The sequence below is a fragment of the Planococcus circulans genome, assembly GCF_020023385.1.
GTDB lineage: Bacteria > Bacillota > Bacilli > Bacillales_A > Planococcaceae > Planococcus.
On record NZ_JAIQCL010000001.1, the window covers coordinates 1 to 17,088 of the forward strand.

The 17,088-nt window shown below is 47.6% G+C and carries 16 protein-coding genes and 2 riboswitches; of the genes, 7 read left to right on the forward strand and 9 right to left on the reverse strand.

Annotation, left to right across the window (positions count from 1 at the left end; genetic code table 11):
- Window positions 1–95: 95 nt before the first annotated feature.
- The 5 genes from K8U60_RS00005 to K8U60_RS00025 form a co-directional block, all read right to left on the reverse strand.
- On the reverse strand, window positions 96–1,376 hold the full coding sequence (locus K8U60_RS00005) for a M48 family metallopeptidase (protein ID WP_223632333.1): 1,281 nt from the start codon (window positions 1,374–1,376) through the stop codon (window positions 96–98).
- 197 nt (window positions 1,377–1,573) lie between these two features.
- Window positions 1,574–4,156, reverse strand: a complete 2,583-nt coding sequence (locus K8U60_RS00010) for an ABC transporter permease (RefSeq protein WP_223632336.1) — start codon at window positions 4,154–4,156, stop codon at window positions 1,574–1,576.
- Complete coding sequence (locus tag K8U60_RS00015; protein ID WP_223632339.1) at window positions 4,153–4,836, reverse strand: ABC transporter ATP-binding protein; 684 nt, start codon at window positions 4,834–4,836, stop codon at window positions 4,153–4,155. Before K8U60_RS00015 ends, K8U60_RS00010 begins: the two co-directional genes overlap by 4 nt.
- A gap of 120 nt (window positions 4,837–4,956) precedes the next feature.
- Entirely contained in the window at window positions 4,957–5,961 is a 1,005-nt protein-coding gene (locus K8U60_RS00020; protein ID WP_223632343.1) for a sensor histidine kinase, read from the reverse strand.
- Window position 5,962: 1 nt separating this feature from the next.
- On the reverse strand, window positions 5,963–6,646 hold the full coding sequence (locus K8U60_RS00025) for a response regulator transcription factor (protein WP_223632346.1): 684 nt from the start codon (window positions 6,644–6,646) through the stop codon (window positions 5,963–5,965).
- A gap of 219 nt (window positions 6,647–6,865) precedes the next feature.
- A riboswitch (purine riboswitch) is annotated at window positions 6,866–6,965 on the forward strand.
- A gap of 88 nt (window positions 6,966–7,053) precedes the next feature.
- On the opposite strand from K8U60_RS00025, the gene K8U60_RS00030 reads away from it, so the two are divergent.
- On the forward strand, window positions 7,054–8,256 hold the full coding sequence (locus K8U60_RS00030; RefSeq protein WP_223632349.1) for an MFS transporter: 1,203 nt from the start codon (window positions 7,054–7,056) through the stop codon (window positions 8,254–8,256).
- 66 nt (window positions 8,257–8,322) lie between these two features.
- On the opposite strand, the gene K8U60_RS00035 is transcribed toward K8U60_RS00030, so the two are convergent.
- Window positions 8,323–9,039 (reverse strand): vWA domain-containing protein, encoded by a 717-nt coding sequence (locus K8U60_RS00035; RefSeq protein ID WP_223632351.1) that lies wholly within the window; start codon window positions 9,037–9,039, stop codon window positions 8,323–8,325.
- A 642-nt stretch (window positions 9,040–9,681) separates the two neighbouring features.
- Window positions 9,682–9,787: riboswitch (TPP riboswitch) on the forward strand.
- An 88-nt stretch (window positions 9,788–9,875) separates the two neighbouring features.
- On the opposite strand from K8U60_RS00035, the gene K8U60_RS00040 reads away from it, so the two are divergent.
- The 6 genes from K8U60_RS00040 to K8U60_RS00065 all read left to right on the forward strand — a co-directional run bounded on the left by K8U60_RS00040 (window position 9,876) and on the right by K8U60_RS00065 (window position 14,362).
- Window positions 9,876–10,466, forward strand: a complete 591-nt coding sequence (locus K8U60_RS00040) for a Ykof family thiamine-binding protein (RefSeq protein WP_223632353.1) — start codon at window positions 9,876–9,878, stop codon at window positions 10,464–10,466.
- A gap of 1 nt (window position 10,467) precedes the next feature.
- Entirely contained in the window at window positions 10,468–11,049 is a 582-nt protein-coding gene (locus K8U60_RS00045; RefSeq protein WP_223632356.1) for an ECF transporter S component, read from the forward strand.
- A complete protein-coding gene (locus K8U60_RS00050) occupies window positions 11,042–12,472 on the forward strand; it encodes an ABC transporter ATP-binding protein (RefSeq protein WP_223632358.1) in 1,431 nt (476 codons plus the stop codon). Before K8U60_RS00045 ends, K8U60_RS00050 begins: the two co-directional genes overlap by 8 nt.
- The gene (locus K8U60_RS00055) at window positions 12,453–13,208 is read left to right on the forward strand and encodes an energy-coupling factor transporter transmembrane component T family protein (protein ID WP_223632360.1); all 756 of its coding nucleotides are present in this window, start codon (window positions 12,453–12,455) and stop codon (window positions 13,206–13,208) included. Before K8U60_RS00050 ends, K8U60_RS00055 begins: the two co-directional genes overlap by 20 nt.
- Before the next feature lie 47 nt (window positions 13,209–13,255).
- A complete protein-coding gene (locus K8U60_RS00060) occupies window positions 13,256–13,678 on the forward strand; it encodes a VOC family protein (RefSeq protein ID WP_223632371.1) in 423 nt (140 codons plus the stop codon).
- A gap of 222 nt (window positions 13,679–13,900) precedes the next feature.
- Window positions 13,901–14,362 (forward strand): hypothetical protein, encoded by a 462-nt coding sequence (locus K8U60_RS00065; protein WP_223632374.1) that lies wholly within the window; start codon window positions 13,901–13,903, stop codon window positions 14,360–14,362.
- 142 nt (window positions 14,363–14,504) lie between these two features.
- Here K8U60_RS00065 and K8U60_RS00070 read toward each other — a convergent pair whose 3' ends face one another.
- From K8U60_RS00070 to K8U60_RS00080, 3 genes are all read right to left on the reverse strand, one after another.
- Window positions 14,505–14,834, reverse strand: a complete 330-nt coding sequence (locus K8U60_RS00070; protein WP_223632389.1) for a hypothetical protein — start codon at window positions 14,832–14,834, stop codon at window positions 14,505–14,507.
- Window positions 14,835–15,384: 550 nt separating this feature from the next.
- Window positions 15,385–15,804 (reverse strand): sporulation protein, encoded by a 420-nt coding sequence (locus K8U60_RS00075; protein WP_223632391.1) that lies wholly within the window; start codon window positions 15,802–15,804, stop codon window positions 15,385–15,387.
- Between the two features lie 64 nt (window positions 15,805–15,868).
- Entirely contained in the window at window positions 15,869–17,056 is a 1,188-nt protein-coding gene (locus K8U60_RS00080; RefSeq protein WP_223632393.1) for an AI-2E family transporter, read from the reverse strand.
- Window positions 17,057–17,088: the final 32 nt, after the last annotated feature.

Here is a 17,088-nt window from a genome sequence, read left to right on the forward strand (position 1 = left end):
GCACTGCTATACATTTTGGTCAGGCTTTGTCTACAGTCTGAAGCGTCGATTTCTGGTGAAATCGACGCTTTTCAGCATACACTTATGTGAATATCTTATTTCAATCTTTCCAAAAACTCTTCTTCATTTTCAGCGCCCATATGATCTATGGCACTTAAACCATCCGGTCCTGGCAAAGCAGGGTCGGCTCCGTTTTCCACCAGCACCAGCGCCATGTCATCGTCTCCATACATAACGGCTGACCCTAAAACGGTCGAATAGTCATCCGTCGAGTTGGGATCTGCTCCAGCATCCAGCAAAGCTGTAACGATGGCCGGATCTCCAGAATAAATGGCATACATCAAGGCGTCCGATCCTTCGGAATCCGTAGCATGGATATCTTCTCCGTCTGCGAGGGCTTGTTCGACGCCTGCCATATCCCCGATGGAAGCAGCTGTCATGAGTGCTGTTTCATTTTCTACGCCAAAATCTTCTTCATAGAAGCTTTCATCTATATCCGTCGCGAATTGCGAAAAGGCGAAGGCGCCCCCTGCAAAAAGAGCGACCGTCAGGAAGTAAGCTCCCCCCAGCACACCCACCATCAACGCAGCGCCAAGGACGATTTTGCCGTGGTCCGGTTCATAGAATTTCATATCACTGTTGTCGAATTGCCCAATCGCCTGTACGCGCTTCGGCAGGCGCGGATGCGTCGACAAGACTTCGCTCAACCAGACTACCGCGTTGGATTCCGTCGCAATCTGTTCAAGATAGGCATCTTCGTTCACTTCCATATACGTCTTCTTGCCGATTCCAAGAAGCGTCAATGCCCGCTTCGCCGCTGACGCGTTCTGGATGGTGAAAGCAGCATGACGGTCGCATGTATATTCACATGACCGGCTATACGCTTGGCTGAGGAATGGAATAAACCCAGCCGGCAGGATCAACAGGTTTTTCCAAACGTGGCGCCGCTTCACATGGGCCAGTTCGTGGGCGATGATAAAGTCCAGTTCCTCCTGCCCCTGCTCACGCGCCAGTTCAAATACTTCGGAATACAAGACGACCATATCGCGACCGAAGAAACGGGTAGCAAAAGCATTCAATGCCCCTTCTGATTGGATGACAAAAACATCCGGCACTTTCTTCAATTCCATTTGTTTCGCCAATGTCTGTACGCGTTCATAGACATCCGGAAATTGCCGATCGTGGACACGGACTCCATTGCCACGGATCGAACCGAGCATAACGGCGTTTGCGAACAGCATAACGACGAAAATTGTAATGGCGATCGCAATACCGATGATGGATACGACTGCTGCTGCATAGATAAGAATGCTGAAAAATAAACTAATGAAAAAATATACGTTTTCTCTGTGTGATTGAATAGCTGTTTTATCCATCTCTTACTTCCTCTCAATTTGGAATATATTACATATAATAGCACATGGTACCTATTTATGGATGGTGAATTTTCGTTAATACTCAATTTTATTTTCCCGGCTAAGTCACGCTCTAATTGGAGGCGTTAAACAAACAACCACCCCCTTCACTTGCGAAGGGGGTGGTTGATACCTTTTCTTTATTTAGCTCAGAATAGCTATGCATTCTCCTGTTTTAAGCTTTCAATAATAGTGTCGTTTTTGATTTTGGCGGTTGCATAAAGCATCGCTGCTCCGACAATCAGGAATATCATCAAGACCACAAAGAGGATGCTCATCCAAGGAAGCGTGAAGCCGTATTGGAATGTATAGCCGAGTGACCAGTGCATGGCGAACATGACGGCAATACTCAGCGGCAGTCCGATCGCCAATGCTTTCACACCATAAAAAAGGCTTTCGTAGCGGATCATCTTCGTAAAGCCTTTCGGCGTCATCCCGACCGACCTCAACATCGCAAACTCCCGTTTCCGGAGCGAAATGCTCGTGGAGATGGTATTAAAGATATTGGCGATGGAAATGAGCGAGATCAAGGTGATGAAGCCGTATGTGAAAACGGACATCAGCAAAATCATCTGCTCTTCCTGCTGGCGCTGCCGGTAGACGTTTTGGACTTGGATCGTCATGTCATTCTGTTCTTCAATCGCTTCTTGTGTCGCGATTGGATCGGTGCTCATGGCATAAATCGAATGCATGAATTGATCGTCCGTGAGCTTCAGTTGTTCAAAGGCTTTTTCAGGGATGATGACATTCAATCCTCCTAGAACCGCCGTCTCTACACCCATCGGAACTTCATTGGTCAATGCTGCAATTTCAAATGTACTTAACCGTTCTTTTTCAGCTGGCTCGCCTGCCTCGTCATAAGGTTGGCTATACAAGTCAATTGCATCCCCGACATCACTCAGGATGGTTTTGGTTTGAACGAATTGGCCGGACGCGGCATCTTCATAAGACACTTGATCAATGACGATCGCTTTCAGACTGTCCTGGCCGAAAGTTTCCGCATTCATCCCGAGCTTTTTCGCATAAGCTTCAAAACTTGCATCGTCCAGGCCGTGGATATCGACATAGTATCGGAACTTTCCATCTTCAAGTGCTACTTCGCCGGTTTCCAATTGCGCAGCCAAACGTTCTGGCAGCCGTTCTGGTTCAATCAGCGCTTCTGCCCATGTGCTTTTGATCATTGTGGCTTCGGTGACATGCTGCAATTGGCGGTATTTAGGCAGGTCGCTTTCTCCGACACCATTTCCGCTGATCTGCAGGTCGTATTGGGAATCACTACGCACCATTTCCATGGATTTTTTCAAGCCATCGGTAAAATACGTCACCGACAAAAATAGGACGATGCTGATGACCAGTGAAAACACAAGGGCCAAGTAGCGTTTGCGGTTGCGCTTGGCATTCTTCAAGCCGATTTCCGCTTCCAGGCCAAAAATTTTCCGCACCCACTTGGATGTTTTAAGATTTTTCCCGGACAATTTGATGTCTTCTGTTTGGCGGATGGCATCGATGGCGGAAATTTTCGCTGCTTTTTTTGCAGGGAGATAAGTCGAAATGAAAATGGTCAGAATCGAAATGCCACAAGAGAGCAGCAATGAAGATGGCGTGACGACCAACTCGAGCTTTTCAGAGATATTGAGTGCGTCTTCAATGAACGTATTGATGAAGACAAAAGTCAGGCTAATGCCACCAAAGCCTGCCAACAATCCGATGGGTATACTGATCGCCCCAATCACCGCTCCTTCAAAAAAGACGGAATTGCGCTTTTGCTTTTTCGTTGCTCCGACGCTCGACAGCATGCCCAGATGCCTTGCACGCTCAGAAACACTGATGGCGAAAGCATTATAGATCAATGCCACCGAACCGATGAGAATAACCGCCATGATGATTGTTGCCAATGAAAACAGCGTAAGCCGCAAACGATCATTGCCGGTCACGCCATAATAGCGCAGCAGGTCCGAATTGAATTCAACCTTTTCAATGCCGTTATCATCTGCGAAAGTTTTTGCATGGTCAAACAGTTCTGTTTTGAGCTTGGAGACGACAACGAAAGCGTCGAATGTTTCGCTTTCATCTAGTTTGTTTTTGTCTATAAAACCGACCACCGTATAGCCGGGCGACCAAGCCGGTTCCCACTCCGGGCGATCGAGTATTCCTGTAATCGTCACCGTTTTCGTTTCCAGGTTGTCGAGTTTTTCGAAGGACTGGCCATCGCTGATCTGCAGGGAGTCGGTTTGTGTCAACACTTTCCCTTCGACCTCGTGGATTCGTTGGCCTATTTCAACCGTCAGTTGGTCTCCGATTTGAACAGGCATTTCAATATTTTCCTGGATCACTGATGAGATGGCGATTTCCTCTTCAGAAGCCGGCAATCGTCCTTCTGAAACCGTCATCGGAAATTGTGCCAAGCCCTGTTCGTCATAGTTTTGGAAATACAAGTAGGGCTTGTAAGCATTCGTTGAACCTTCCAGGGTTGCATAGCCGCCGCTTGAGAGGATTACCTTTTCGGTATCGCCATCCTGTTCGATGGCCTGGATTTGTTGTTTATTCACATGTTCATATTGGACATGCCATTCTCCGTTTTTCGAAATCTCCTGGCGGACCATAAGATCCAGAAACGATACACCGAGCGTGGTCACCGCTGCAATCATCGCAACGGAAATGATGACGCCGATGATGGTCACAAGTGAGCGGCGTTTGTTCTGCCGCATATGCCGGATGGTTACTTTATTGATGATGTTCATGGCCGGATGACCTCATCTTTTGCAATTTTCCCATCAACGATGGATATGATGCGGTCAGCTTGCAACGCGATGCGTTCATCGTGGGTGATGACAATCAAGGTCTGCTTGTACATCTTGTTGAACAGCTTCAGCAATTCCATGATTTCTTCGCTGTTTTTACTGTCAAGGTTGCCGGTCGGCTCGTCCGCCAGCATAATCGCTGGGTTGCTGATAAGTGCACGCCCAATCGAGACACGTTGTTGTTGTCCCCCCGAGAGCTGATTCGGCAAATGGGACAGCCGTTTGTCCAGCCCCAGCACTTCAATGATTCTGTCAAAATGCGCCGGATCCACTTGTTGTTCATCCAACAGCATAGGCAAGGTGACATTTTCTTCAACCGTTAAAATCGGTATCAAATTATAGAATTGGTAGATCAAACCGATTTGCCGGCGCCTGAAAATGGCCAGCTGTGTTTCATCCAAGTTGTAAATGTCAGTTTGGTCGATCCATACGCTTCCGCTTGTTGGCCGATCGACACCGCCCAGCATATGGAGCAAAGTCGATTTGCCGGAACCGGACGGGCCGATGATACAGACGAATTCGCCTTTGTTCACCGTAAACGATACGTCGTCCAGTGCCATCACCGCCGTCTCGCCTGTACCGTATATTTTTGATAATTTTTTCACTTCAACAATTGTCATGCGGTAAACCTCCCTAAATTCTATTTCTAAGTTTAGTATAGATAGGCCACATGACTGCCCGGTGACTCGCAAGTGACAATCCAGTCACTTAAGAAAACAAGAGAAAAAGCAGGCAATGGGCTAAATCACCTGCTTGTAGAATTTAATGTGAAATGAGGTACCCATGTCCGGCTCACTTTTCACTTCGATGTCACCTTGTTGGCTGGTGATGATGCTGTACGCCATCGCAAGTCCGATGCCGACACTGTCATCTCCTGCATTTTTGCCTTTATAAAAGCGTTTGAAAATATGGGGCAAGTCCTGTTTCAGGATGCCGCAGCCATTGTCAGCTATCGTAATTTCGGTATAAAGTGCGTTTTCTTTATAACCGATCGACAGCTTCCCTCCCGCTGGAGTATGTTCGACACAGTTTTTCAAGATATTGATCAGCGCTTCGGCGGTCCAGTTCAGATCCCCTGAAAAAGCAGTTTGGGGGTTTCCTTCTATCTCCACCTGCAACCCTTTGATATCCAGCGGCACGAGCAATGGTTCAACCGATTTATCGATGAGAAGCGGCAGGGCTATCTGTTCTTTTTTGAACACAATGGTACCGGCATCGATTTTCGAAAGCTTGAGCAGCGACGACACGAGCCAATCCATCCGCTCCAGCTGAACACGCAGATTGCGGGTGAATTCAGCGCGCTTTTCTTCATCAAGCCGGCTGTCGCGCAATAAATCCGACATGACCATCATGGATGTCAGCGGGGTTTTCAATTGATGGGAAATATCCGAAATGGCATCCGTCAGTTTTTCTTTGTCTTCACGGAGAAGCGTGCCGTGTTCGGAAAGCCGATTCGTCACTTTGTAAATTTGGCTTTTCAGCAGGCTCAATTCACCTTCTGTGTTGTCACGGACATCCAGTTGAAAATCGCCATTGCTGATTTTTTGCAGGTACCCCGACAGCTTTTCGATTTCCCGGTAGCGCCACCACGTAAAAACGACGGCAGTCATGATCAATAAAAAAGATACAATGGCAATGCTCCAAGCTGCCGCAGCAGATATGAAAACAGCGGTTATAATCGCGGCTGAGGCGCTGATGACAAGGAGTACCATCAGGAATAATTGGATTTCCCGGTTGCGCAGCATTTCAGTCACCCGCCTTATAGCCCATGCCCCGCACGGTCTTAATCAGGGTTGGCTGTTGGGGGTCGTCTTCTAGTTTTTCGCGCAGTCGCTTGATATAGACCGTCAACGTATTGTCGTTGACGAAATCCCCGCCGACATCCCAAATCCGGTCGAGCAACTGTGCCCTTGTAAGAACCTGGCCAAGATGATTGGCGAAGATCAGCAGCAGCCGGTATTCCAAAGCTGTCAATAGAACTTCATCGGATCCTTTATGGACTTTTCCGTTTGCCGTGTCCACTTGGACGTCCCCGATTCGGATGGCCGTTTTCGGCTGCTTCTCCCGCTTGTAGCGGCGCAGCACCGAATTGATGCGTGACTGAAGTTCACGGACCCGGAACGGCTTGGTGATGTAATCATCCGCTCCCATATCCAACCCCATCACGACATTCACTTCATCATCGAACGCCGTCAAAAAAATGACCGGTATGTCGCCTTGTTCTTTCACCAGTGCGCATAAATCATAGCCACTGCCGTCCGGCAACGACAGATCGAGCAAACACAAACCAATGTCCTTATGCTGTTCTCTGATGACTTTCTCAGCATCTGCCGCTGTGTGGCACAGGATGGTTCCGTAGCCTTCCTGCTGCAGGGAATACGTCAATCCGGATGCGATGGTGCGATCGTCTTCGACCACTAAAATGTTCATATGGTTTCCCCTATCATCTAATTTATCTTGTTTTTCAGTTAACCGGCTGAAATGAATCCTTCTGAATCTACGATACAGGCTTTTGCATTCCATGACCAGAGACTGGTTGAAATTTACAGCAAGGTTGATCCCGCTTATGGGTTAGTTTCTTTGCCTGGGGATTGGTACTTTTTGTGATGACTTGCAGAAACGGATTGGCTGTAGTAAGATTTCTAAAGTAAATATCCATCAATCCCCATCTGTATAACCTTAAGAATATGGCTTAAGGGTCTCTACCAGGAACCGCAAAATCCTGATTACAGAAAACGATCCGTTCGTTTTTTGTAATCAGGATTTTTTTGTGTTTTCTGACAGGGATCTTTAGAGCCATTTTTTTATTCTATTTTCGAAAGGAAGCGTATGAGCACATGAATTTTAAAGTCTATATTTTAGCACTGGCCACAGTCGCTGTCGGACTCGTGGAACTTATTGTAGGAGGCATCTTGCCGACGATCGCAGAGGAGTTCGGCGTCTCGTTAAGTTCAGCCGGACAGTTGATCACCGTATTTGCGTTGATCTACGCTATTGCCGGACCTGTTTTACTGGTGGCGACCAGCCGATTTGAGCGAAAGAAAGTTTATTTGATTTCCTTGTTCATCTTTTTCCTCGGCAATATCCTGACGTTTTTCAGTCCAGACTTTACGTGGATGATGATCGCGCGCGTATTGACCGCAGCGAGTACCGCACTCATTGTCGTCTTGTCGTTGACCATTGCGGCGAAAATCGTCGAGCCGCCTTACCGCGCAAAAGCGATCGGCCTGATTTTCATGGGCATCAGTTCGTCACTCGTCCTCGGCGTTCCGCTCGGCATCCTTGTTTCCGATGCCTTCGGATGGCGTGTGATTTTCCTTGGTATCGCGGCATTGTCCGTCGGTTCGATGGTTCTTATTGCGAAGTACATCCAGCCAATTCCCGGTGGTGCGGCTATTCCGCTTAAACAGCAGTTAAAAGCAGTGGCGAGTGCCAAAATCGGTACCGCCCATCTCGCGACAATGTTCATGCTTGCCGGACATTACACCGTTTACGCCTACTTCACGCCATTTCTTGAGACCAACCTGCAGTTGAGCTCGTTCTGGGTCAGCGTCTGTTACCTGGTGTTCGGGATTGCGGCAGTCAGCGGCGGTGCAATCGGCGGCACCATGTCCGATTCAATCGGCTCAAAAAGGAGCATCATCATCGTCATTTCAGCTTTTGCAGCTGTATTATTCCTGCTTCCGCTGACAACGTTCTCGCTGATTGTATTCCTTCCGGTGATGGTCATTTGGGCAGCACTGAGCTGGAGCCTGGCTCCGCCTCAGCAAAGCTATTTGATCGAAACCGACCCGGCCACGTCGGACATTCAGCAAAGCTTCAATAACTCCGCCCTGCAGATCGGCATCGCCTTAGGTTCTGCCATCGGCGGAGTCACCTTGACCCAAACCGGTTCGGTATCAAGCACCGCTTGGGTTGGTGCTGTCATCGTACTGATTGCTCTTGCCTGTGCCGTCTTTTCACTAACGCGCCCGGCAATTGACCGCAATGGGCAAAAGGCTGACAATCGGAAACTCAATGCCGGTTATGAGCAAAATTAACGCAGCCAGCTAAAATCCCCGATGAAATCAATTGATTTCATCGGGGGTTTTTTTATGCTTCCATCATCATTTTTTCCGATTCGGGAACATAAAATCCAAAGGCGATTTTTTCTTTTTACGCAAAATGCCTTTTTCTTTCGCTTCTTTCAGCCACTCGGGAAATTCGTTCAGCATTTGATTGTACAGCTCTTCATCCGTCACTTGATCGATATCAAGGACATGGAAAAAATTCGCGTTGTCCACGAAGCGGCCTTCCATCGTATCCAACTTTCTCAAGACATCGAAGTTCGAATCGCCGATGCCGATGAATTGCCAAAAGATCGGCTGAGTGGACGATTCCACAATGAATTTCTTGATACCGGCTTTACAGCCGCCGTCATTGATGAAAACCAGAAAAACCGGCACATCGCTCGGCTCTTCTTTCGTATACTTCTCGATGACGTCTTTCATCACTTTCGGTTCGTCGTTCCGACCATATTTATGGACCTCATCATTGGACAGGATGTTTTTCTCCACATAGCCCATGAAAATCTCTTCCGTCGCTGCCGGCAATCGGGAAAATTCGTTATCGTACACCCAGACATCCAATTCCCCATCATCATCAAACTGGCTCGCTACCGCCAGTACCCTCTCGACAACTTCCTGCACGACACCGTCACGATACAGCTTCCGCATCGATCCGGTAATATCCAACACAATACCGACTTTCGCCACAACACCTGTTAACTTCTTTTTCTCCAGCACGATGCTGGCCGTTTTCTTTTTCAGGGAAATCGTACTCATCAAATGGCCTCCTCAAGTCATAATGACTTCAGTATATCGAAGATTTTAAAAATAAAAAGTAAATATTGGAAATGATTAAATGTAAATATTAATTTCTAATCAGTATGTTAATCAGTAAAGTAAATTAGATTACGACTCAACATTATCAATTTCTAAGAGATTATCTTCTACACAGTTTAATAAGCCAAGATCTGAAGAAATTGTTCCAGGTGGAAATTTTTATGGGTCTCAACTGTTTCGTGCCTTACACGACTTAGTGAGAGAAAAATGCACTTTGAGTCATTTTGAATAATAATTTTTAATGATGTGCAGAAGCACATATATACATATACCATTGAAGGATATGGAGCAAACTAGTGGAGACTCCCGCAAGCCCGTAGGAAAGATACGGCCGAAAGGAATTCGGATCGTATCTTTGCGACGAAGCTAGCGCAGCGATGCAGGAGCACCGGGTTTCCAGGAGCTGGTTTGCGGAATATCCACAGCTCGCCTAGTTCATGCCCAAAGCGCTCGAAGCGATTCCAGTACACTAAGCCATACTGCCACTTCTCACATCTTTCCAAACTCCTGCTTTACATCCCCCACCACTTCCTCTACACTAAACCCATCGGGAACAACCCGAACACAAAAACCGCATACCGTTTACTGCACTAGGGGTGCCCATTATGGCTGAGATGCAAGCGCAAGCTTCGATCCCTTAAGACTCGATCAGGATAATACCTGCGTGAGGAAGTGCGGCGCATTTCTGAAATAATTCCTTTTGGTTATTTGTAGATTATGGCTGCATCTTCGCGGATGCGGCCTTTTTTGTGCAAATTTTTAGGAGGAATGTTGATATGGAACCATTGCAATGCGGGACCAGCCCGATTGTCGGATTTCGCTTTTCGCTTCATCCGATGACCGGCGATTTCATCAAAGTCATCAAAGGAGCCTTGATCGAAACGGACACGTCGAACGTCTGGATGCACACCGATGACGTCTCAACCGTCATTCGCGGCAAACAGAATCACGTCTTCAACGTCGCGAAAGCACTGGCGTTGCATACTGCAAAAACCGGAGAGCACGTCGCATTGTCCGGCACCTTCTCGATCGGCTGCCCCGGCGATTCATCCGGGGACGTCTATTTGGAAAAAGACGATGTGCTGTTGAACACCGACGACACGAAGCAATACGTCTCTTCCCAGTTTGCGCTGTACCCGATGAACAATCCGGATTACATGGCGGTCATCTACCGGGAAGTGGACCGCGCTAAAAAGCAGGGCGTCTTCAACGACTCAATGCATTACGCAAGCGGCATCCATGGCGATATCCATGACGTCTTCGCCTTTTACGAAGAAGCATTCACCAATGCGCGTTCCGAAGAACACCGCCACTTGGTGATGACGGTATCGATGAGCATCAACAGCCCGTCCCACGGAGGTGCGTAAGATGCTGAAATCGTGGAAATTAAAAGAAGTGGTGTTGATGTCCCTGTTTGCGGTCGTTTTCGGTATCATCTACTTGCTGTTTGTCCATGCAGCCAACATATGGGCTGCAGTCATCGGCCCTCTCGCCTATGAATGGATGTTCGGCATCTGGTTCATCGTATCGATCATCTGCATGTACATCATCCGCAAACCGGGCGCTGCCTTTATGTCCGAAACGATGGCTGCTGCAATTGAAGTATTGATCGGCAATGCCATGGGCCCCCGCCTGATTCTATCCGGCGTCATTCAAGGGCTCGGCGCTGAAGCCGCGTTCGCATTGACCGGCTATAAGCATTTCAACATCCTGGTGCTGATGCTTGCCGGCATCGGTTCAGCCGTCTTCAGCTTCGTCTACAGTTATTTCATCTCGGGCTATGCAGCACTCGATCCTTCTTTTGTCGCGTTGATGTTCACCATCCGAGTCCTCAGCGGCGCCATCATCGCAGGAATCGGCGGCAAGTATATCGGTGATGCTTTGCTTGCGACTGGTTCCCTGCGCGGCTATGCGATTGCGCGTGCGAAAAAAGGTGATGTGAATGCCTGATGAGATTTTCTCGTTAATTGGGCTATCGTTCCGCTTTCCGGAAGATGAAGCGAAGACCTTGACCGGTATTTCCTTTTCGGTCCACCGGGGCGAGCGGCTGGTCTTAACCGGCCCAAGCGGCTGCGGAAAAAGTACCTTGTTGTATTTGCTGAATCGTTTGTATCCGGAGAACTGCGACGGTCTGGTCGATGGTGAGATTTTATTGTTCGGAAAGCCTGCAGCTGACTATGCCGCCGGGGAAATCAATCACCGCGTGGCAACTGTTTTCCAGGATCCGGATTCACAGTTCTGCATGCCGACCGTGGAAGAAGAGCTTGCATTCACGCTGGAAAATCTGCAGACATCATATGATGAAATGGACCCGCGCATCCAGGCAGTTTTGGAGCTGACCCAATTGACGCACCTGCGGCATACTATTATCCAATCCTTGTCCGGAGGGATGAAACAGCGCGTCGCTACTGCGTGTGCGCTGATCATGGATCCCGAGGTTCTATTGCTTGATGAGCCGTTGTCTCACCTAGATCCGTATACCGCCAAACAATTCGTCCAGTGGCTCGAACAGCTGCAGCAACAAGCCAATTTGACCATCGTTGCAGTCGAACACCGGCTGGACAGCTGGGGTTCGTTTTTCGGACGTGAAATTCAAATGGGCGGTGACGGAAATATCGTCGCCGATCAGAAATTCACAACACGGCCGTCGGTTCTGTTTCCTGTACGGCAACCCGCAGTCCAACCGGAAACTGCGTTACATGCTGCAGAACTCTCAGTAACGATCAAGAATAAGCAACTGCTCTCTCCATCAACGTTTTCCGCCCACCGAGGCGAAGTTGTGGTCATCGCCGGACCGAATGGCAGCGGCAAGTCGACTCTCATGAAGTTACTTTGCGGCATCTATAAAAAGACGACTGGAACAATCGAGTCCGACGGAACAGGCTACGTGCCGCAGTCTCCAGAATACCTGTTCCTGACACAACGTGTCGACCAGGAAGTGGCGTATTCTGGTGCTTCGACCCACGACCAGCTTCATGAATTGATGGTCAATCTGCGGCTGGACGAAATAAAAGAGGCACATCCTTTCGCCGTCAGCCACGGCCAAAAACGGCGTGTCGCAATAGCCGCCATGCTCGCCGATAAACGGCCGGTACTGCTGATGGATGAACCGACTTCGGGGCAGGATACCGCCGCGCTGCTCGAACTTTACGGTTTGATTGACCAGCGCTCCAAAGAAGGCACGACTTTTTTGATTGTCACGCATGACATGGAGTTTGCGGCGAGCCTTGCCGATTCGGTACTGCTCATCAAAGACGGCCAAATGACCGGCAAGTTCGACGCAAAAGATGTATGGCATGACGAAGAGCTGCTGGCGTCGCATCATTTATTGGCGCCGAAAGGAGTGGCCCGCCTTGCGGAATCTTTTGCATGAAATGAATCCGTCCGTCAAATTCCTCCTGATCACTCTGTCGATGCTGGCCATCGCGTTCTTTTTCAATCCATGGACGCCCTTGTTGTTCTGGGCAGGTATCATCCTGCTGCAACTCACGATGAGCCGCATCAACTGGAAACTTTGGCTCCTGTTCATGCTGCCTTTTTTTATCGGCGCTTTCGGGTATTTATGGACCACGGTCGTTTTTGGCGCAGACACTGGCGGAACCGTTATCTGGTCATTTGCCGGAATCGATGTGACAGACGAACAATGGGCACGCGCCTTGTCTCTGGCTTTCCGAGTCATGGCATTTTCCACACTATCCCTCCTGTTCGCCTTCACCACCGATCCTGTAAAATTCATCTTGAGCCTCATGCAGCAGCTCAAATTGTCGCCGAAATTAGCCTATGGTATCATGGTCGGCTACCAGTTCCTGCCGGTCATGAAAGATGAATTCACACAGATTCAGCAAGCTCATAGGCTGCGCGGTGCAGAAATGAAAAAGCGCAGCTGGCAGCGTTTGCTGGAAATGCGCCGCGTATTGATCCCCATGCTCGCGGGCGCTGTCCGGAAAGCCGAACGGTCGGCATTCGCCATGGAAGCGCGCGGCTTTACCGGAGAACCGAGAAGCGCGTATTACCGGCCAGTCCGGATCGGCCGCATTGATTTCCTGATGTCTGGTGTGTTTTTTCTCATCCTGCTCATCAGTTGTGTTGGCGGCAGCTGGTTAAGCTGAAAATATGGTAAGATGGTCTACACAAAATCTTACTGGGAGTGATGGAAGTGGAAGCACGAATTACGGTATTGACGCTCGGCGTCGAGGACTTGGAAACTTCCTTGGCATTTTATCGCGACGGGCTGGGTTTTCCTTCTGATGGAATCATTGGCACTGAATTCGAGCACGGAGCCGTCGCCTTTTTTAAATTGCAACCGGGATTGCAGCTGGCCATCTGGAAGCGCCAAGATATTGCGCATGACGCTCAACTACAACTATCTCCTCCAAGCCCCACCAATATGACTATTGGACACAATGTCGGGAGCAAACAGGAAGTTGACAATGTTCTAGAGCTAGCCCATAACAGTGGAGCAGTCGTCACAGTTTCTGGCCATGATACATTCTGGGGTGGCTATTCTGGCTATTTTCAAGATCCTGACGGCCATTTATGGGAAATTGTCTGGAATCCGCATATGGATAAACTTGATTGAGCTAAACGGCCAAATGTTCAATTGCGAAGAAAGAAACCTTTATTAAGGTTCCTTTCTTTTTTTATTTAGCCGGTCGTCAGTTCTTATTACTTGTTTTGAATTTTCTCGTTTAGCCTTATGTAGTATTTTACATGTACAAATGATAACACCATTTGTTTCCAGTGCTGCTATCGATTATAATGAAAGCAGTTACATATTTAATATGAACGGGGAGGAATTGCTGTGAATGGATTTCAGTTGCTCGACGAACAGGACAGCCGGATCTACTTTGTTTTCACACCTTGTCATCCGCATTCGTTTCTATTGTTTGAACAACATCTGGAAACCGTCTTGGAACATTTCGAATCCGTCGTCCCCTCTACTCAGTCGAATAGCTGGATTCTGAAGAAAATCGCAATCTTCTGCGAAGACAAAATCAGTTATTTCCCAGACAATGAATTATTGATTGAACCGGATTCATTTATGGACGCTTCTATTCAAGAAGGTTACATAATACTATTATTTATTAAAAGTTCCCCTTCCGCTCCTTTTGAATTTCAACCTGCCGGAAAAATAGAGAATCACCAAAACTTTGAAGATGCCCAAAAAACAGCGACCGAACAAATGGCCAGCCTGAAAAAAGCATCTCCCACTATCGAAATTAAAGCTCTCGGCGCCAAAATGATATACGACATCCCGCTATGACACCATCTATAAATAAATCCGTTATTTCACCTCAGCAATAAAACCATTGCCCAAGCACGCCTTTTAAGCGCACGCTTAAACAATGGTTTTTTATGTATTTTATTCTAGGTAGACGGTCAGAGACTGGAAATCAGTAGCTAGGCTAATCGATATCGTGCCGCTTACTCTTGTTGATCCAGTAAACCAGAAAAGCGACACCTAGTACAATAATGGCTGTTTTCCAATCGACCTGTCCTGCATCTTCGTCGATGTCCGCTTTCACCACTGCGCGTTTCCTTTGGTCCGAGGACATTCCAGCGAGCTTTGTCTCGATTCTCATGGTTTGAGTTGCCGGCACTGCTTCAAATAGGAGAGCCGGTGGCAAGACGCGATCCGTCTCATTTCCATTTTCGCGGGAATCACCGGACACGCCAGTTTGGATTCCACTAGAGAGAAGCAGGCAAAAGAACAGCAAGCGTATTGTTTTCTTCATCTGCCTCCGCTCCTATTATCGGTGATTTGGATATTCGGTGTGCAGCGAACTTGCCAGCCGCCTCCCCAAAAGCAAAATGAGACAAATAAATAAAGGCTTTCTGGCAACAATTACTGTTCCATAGATGCTGAGCAGAGCACCTGCGAACAATGATTGCACCGGAGCCTTCATTTAACTAGTTGCTAACTGATGATTTCAGGCCCAACGGAATTGCTGTAAATTATTCCGACTCAAAAGCGAAAGCGATCACGTCAACAAACTTGGTACTATTCCTCAACTCGTCTGAACCACATTCACAGGGTCACGGCCTGTTCCTGCAGAGAAACAGTTGGTCATTCCTATTCCAGCAACCCGGCATCATTTCGATGGTCTGTGGGGGTCCTTCTTTTTGCGCTAAATTTCTTAGCTGTTGTACTTAATTAGCTTAACATAAATGATAATGATTATCAATATCATTAAGACGACCCTTCTACTCCCTCTATTCGAAACCCAACCGCCCCTTGTATCTAAATGTCTATGGACTAAAAATGCAAAAAAAGAGAGCTGAAATTCAGCTCTCCAGTGTTCCATATGTGATTTCATCTTCGTCTCTTGCATTGACCCCATTTTTCACGTGGACAATCGTCCGCAAGATCAATTTGGCTTTCGGATGTTCCAGTACCCAACGCTCGTCGGGAACGATTTCAAACTGCTGCATGACCGTATCTTTTGATTTGACGGATCCTGCAAACTCCATCGATTGTTTGGCAATGACGGTTTCATAAAAATCAAAATCGCTGTCATCGCGCGTATCTTCGACAAGCCTCACGACATTCAACTCGATGAAATCAATAGTTTGTTCTCCATCTCCACCATCTAGGTAAATCGTACCGTTCAACGTTTCGCCTTCTTCGAGATGTGGCCTTTCAACCACCGTATTCACTTTCAATGAACCGATGCCTATTGATGATAAAAAATCCTTGAACTTCATAACCTCGAAACCCCCAACTTTTGTTAGTCCTTGTATACCACAAGTTTGTTCTTTTAAAACAATCTTAGAGTTCTGTGTAATCGTATTGGTTTTCCAAATTGGTCTCGTGTCTGTTGTAGCGTCGTTTGAATAGCTTATAAAAATGAGAAATCAACACCCGAAGCAATGCATACATCGGGATACCCAGAATGACCCCGACAATGCCGAACAATGATCCTGCCGTCAAAAGTACGAAAATGATCGTCACCGGGTGGATGAACAAGGTTTTTCCCATGACCTGCGGCGATATCAAGTTGCCTTCCACCAATTGCACAACCGTCCAGACAATGGCCAGCTTAACCAGCATGAATGGAGAAGTGACGAGCGCGATAATCGCTGCTGGTGTGATGGCGATGGCAGGACCGATATAAGGAACAATGCTCGTCACCATCGCTAAAACCCCCAGCAATAGCGCATAATCCATACCGATGATCAGGAATCCAATATAGACCATGACGCCGATGCAAAATGCCACAATCAGCTGTCCCTGTATATAGGCACCCAACTGCCGATCCGCTTCAGTGAACACTTCACGCGTATCTTCGCGGAATCTTGGCGGCAAAAGCTTCAGGAAATACTCCGGCAATTTCTCGCCGTCTTTCAATAGATAAAACAGGATGAACGGAACGATGACCACCGATAAAATAACACCGGTAATCGTCGAAATCAACCCGGTAACACCTGTAATAACGCTTGTTACAGTGTTTTGCAGCGTATCAGCAATATTGGCGGGCAAGGTCGCAAGCAAAGTGTCAATCGTGAAATCGGATTCACTGTAATAGTTTCCAATAAACGATGTCCGCAAAAACGCATCGACATCCGTCAGCAATTGCATGAAATACTCCGGAAACTCTTCAATCAGTGTTTGAAACTGTGAGCGCAAAAATGGGAATACCAATACAATCAACAGTGTAATCAGCCCTACCACACCGAGGAAGATGATGATAATCCCCCAGATGCGCGGGATTTTGAAACTCTCCAGCATGCGCAATATCGGCCGCAATAAATAGAAGAAAATCAATGCCAGCACTATCGGTAAAACCACTGTTTTCATAAAAACACTAACAGGATGAAAGAGAAATGAAACTTCCTTAAAGATAAATACCACCAATCCAAGCAATAACAAGGATATCAGGGTGAATAACGTATTTCTGCCACCTAAAAACCGAATGTAATTGGTCGCAAAAAATGATGGCTTGTCCTCTGGCTGCATAAGCTTCCCCTTTTCTGAATAGACTATCTACC